The 243-nt window shown below is 79.8% G+C and carries 1 protein-coding gene; it reads right to left on the bottom strand.

The window, feature by feature from the left end:
- The coding region (locus tag JNK74_29590; GenBank protein MBL7650327.1) for a hypothetical protein at positions 1–243 on the bottom strand (243 nt) is incomplete at both ends.

Raw genomic sequence — 243 nt, 5'->3', positions numbered from 1 at the left:
GGGGTTGTTGCGGGCCACCTGGATCACGGCGGCGGTGGCGTCGCGGGCGGGGTGGGTGCCCGGGGCAAAGCGGGTCAGCACGGCGCCGGCGTCGTCGGCGCGGCCCAGGCCCAGCAGCACGCCGGCCTTGAAGGCGGCCAGGGCGGGGGTGCTGTCCATGTCGGGCAGGGGGGCGAGGCGGTCGAGGGCGTCGCGGGCATGGCCGGCGGCCAGATCGGCCTGGGCGGCGGCCACGGCCTGGCG

Source organism: Candidatus Hydrogenedentota bacterium, assembly GCA_016791475.1.
Classification (GTDB): Bacteria; Hydrogenedentota; Hydrogenedentia; order Hydrogenedentales; family JAEUWI01; genus JAEUWI01.
Note: the sequence above shows the minus strand (reverse complement) of the source record. Positions and strands in the feature narration are given on the sequence as shown.